The organism is Candidatus Rhabdochlamydia sp. W815 (assembly GCF_018642185.1).
Classification (GTDB): Bacteria; Chlamydiota; Chlamydiia; order Chlamydiales; family Rhabdochlamydiaceae; genus Rhabdochlamydia; species Rhabdochlamydia oedothoracis.
Genome location: NZ_JAAVTY010000149.1, coordinates 1 through 2,788 on the forward strand (window position 1 = coordinate 1; position 2,788 = coordinate 2,788).

Sequence of the window (2,788 nt, forward strand, 5' to 3'; positions counted from 1 at the left end):
AGTTTCTGATGTCTTCTAGGATTAAAGTGCACTATCTCCCTCCTTATTCGCCGAATTTGAATCCTATTGAACGCTTGTGGAAGATCTTAAAGGAAAAGAAGGTATACAATCGATATTACGAAACGTCGGTGACTTTTTTTCAGGCAATTAGAGGATTCTTCTTAGAAGAGATACCGAAAATAACAGATATTTTGAAATGTAGGATAAACGACAAGTTTCAAGTCGTTGACTTAAATCCCATTAAGCTAGCCGTTTGAATCGGCACTAGTATATTACGGCTTCTAAGAGCCAACTCATTTGTCGTCTTTACCTATTTCTTCGGTTTTCTCCTGCAAAAAATTTTAGTCACTTTTCCTAATGTTTTTATTTCTAAAAAAATGCGTTTTTAAGCTGCCTTTGGCTCACCGTAAATAAATTCTTTGCTCTATCTGGTTTTCATCACATACTCGATCGAAAATGTGTGTAAAAGCATATAAATCTTGTTGCCTATGGGTAAATTGGATGCCGTTATCTGTCAAAATAGTATGGATTTTATAGGGAAGAATTTGGATGAGATTCCGCAAAAATTGGGCAGCAAGAGCCTTACTAGTTTGAGGATGAGCCTCTACGTAAGCAAATTTGGAGATCCTATCAATAGCTACAATGAGATAAAGCTTTCCTTCTTGGGTACGCACCTCAGCAATATCAATATGAATATGAATATGAATATAGTGGTTCCGATTCAATCGTATAGAAAAATATAGGATTAACGACAAGTTTCAATTCGTTGACTTGAACCCCATTAAGCTAGCCGTTTGAATCGGCACTACTATATACCCCATAGGATAAGAAGTAAACTTCGTCTTAAGGGGTTTTTCGTCTTTTGTTTCAGGCAGACGACTTATCCCGTGCCTTTGTAAGCATCGATGAAGGGTAGATCTTGTAAGGTGGGGAATAGTGGACTGTAGATTATACAAACAATCATCCAAGGAAAGAAGGGTATGCTTGCGAAAGGCAATAATTATAGCCTCTTCTTCATTGCTTAGGATAGTGGAATGAATCTTTTTAGGCGCCCCATTAGGAGCATCGTGTATACTTTGGGACTAAACATCTAAGATCTCCAAGCCGATATTTCTCTTGTGAAATAAAAGGCGTATATTTATAGCGTATTGTATAAAAAACTTAATTTTAATGTCTGATAAGTTAAGCAAAAATATCAAAATAAGGATTAACATGTCAATAAATTCAATTAATACATTTACACAGAAAGCTCTTACAATGCCTTTAAAAATTGTTCAGTCAACAGGTTGGACTGCATTAGCTACTGCAACTCTTCCTTTTCTTACAATAAGTCATAAACCCTTTGTTTTTTTTACAAAAAAAATAATAAAAGTTTGGAGTCAAAACACAACAGAAACCACAATTAAAGTGGATAAAGTTGATCCAAATGTAAGTTTATCTAAAAGTTCATGTGAAACCATTTTAAAGACATGGGTAGAAAAAGATCCAAGAGGCGAAGATCGAATCACCGCTCAGGAAAAAATTCGAGCCTTGCTTGGATTATCAGGATTTCAAAGAAAAGAGACTTTAGATTTAAAAAATCTAAATTTAACCTCATTGCCTGACATTTTTAATAACCCTTGTTTTCATCAGTTAAAGCATCTGGACCTTAGCTGTAACCAACTTACAACTTTACCTGAATCCTTTGGGAATCTACAAGCATTGACCTATCTGGACCTTACCAATAACCAACTTACAACCCTTCCTGCATCCTTTAGGAAGCTACAAGCATTGACCAATCTGTACCTTGAGCGTAACCAACTTACAGCCCTACCTAAATCCTTTAGGGAGCTACAAGCATTGACCAATCTGTACCTTGAGCGTAACCAACTTACAGCCCTACCTAAATCCTTTAGGGAGCTACAAGCATTGACCTGTCTGGACCTTAGCAATAACCAACTTACAACCCTACCTGCATTCTTTGGGGAGCTACAAGCATTGACCAAGCTGTGTCTTAGCAGAAACCTACTTACAGCCCTCCCTGCATCCTTTGGAAATCTACAAGCGTTGACCCAGCTGTACCTTAGCAGTAACCAACTTACAACCCTACCTGCATCCTTTGGGAATCTACAAGCGTTGACCTATCTGGACCTTTACAATAACCTACTTACAGCCCTCCCTGCATCCTTTGGAAATCTACAAGCGTTGACCTATCTGTGCCTTACCAATAACCAACTTACAACCCTACCTGCATCCTTTGGGAATCTACAAGTGTTGACCAATCTGTACCTTACCAATAACCAACTTACAACCCTACCTGCATCCTTTGGGAATCTACAAGCGTTGACCTATCTGTACCTTACCAATAACCAACTTACAACCCTACCTGCATCCTTTGGGAATCTACAAGTGTTGACCAATCTGTACCTTGAACGCAATGCAACTTTATCTGGAATTCCTATGAGCATACTAGCGCTTTCTTCTCAATGTATCATTGACTTAACACAATGTAATTTATCCATGGCTATTCTAGAAAGATTAAGAGCTAGAACCGAGACTTCTAATTACTCAGGACCTCGGATAAACTATTCCATCGCTGATATCGCTGATACGGATTTAAATGAGGAAAAATCTATCGAAGAGTCTTTAAAGAGTTTGTATGCTATCATAGATAAAACTCCTACAAAGTTTGCTAAACTCGAAGAAACACCAGAATTGAGCTCTTGGCTACATCGATTATCTTATACCGCTGATTATAAAGCAGGTAGAGAGATGAAAAAAGCACTTGCTAAAAAAATTATAAGTTATC

General features: G+C 37.6%; 2 protein-coding genes and 2 pseudogenes. 2 read left to right on the forward strand and 2 right to left on the reverse strand.

The window, feature by feature from the left end:
- Positions 1 to 257, forward strand: a 257-nt coding sequence (locus RHOW815_RS09445) for a transposase (protein WP_502757465.1), incomplete at its 5' end; no start/stop codon positions are given.
- Positions 258 to 413: 156 nt separating this feature from the next.
- Here RHOW815_RS09445 and RHOW815_RS07655 read toward each other — a convergent pair.
- Both RHOW815_RS07655 and RHOW815_RS07660 read right to left on the reverse strand, forming a co-directional pair.
- Positions 414 to 695, reverse strand: a pseudogene (locus RHOW815_RS07655) (DDE-type integrase/transposase/recombinase); the annotation flags it as partial.
- 117 nt (positions 696 to 812) lie between these two features.
- Positions 813 to 1,070 (reverse strand): annotated as a pseudogene (locus RHOW815_RS07660) (IS481 family transposase); the annotation flags it as partial.
- Positions 1,071 to 1,212: 142 nt separating this feature from the next.
- On the opposite strand from RHOW815_RS07660, the gene RHOW815_RS07665 reads away from it, so the two are divergent.
- On the forward strand, positions 1,213 to 2,788 hold a 1,576-nt coding region (locus RHOW815_RS07665; RefSeq protein WP_215217719.1), incomplete at its 3' end, for a leucine-rich repeat domain-containing protein.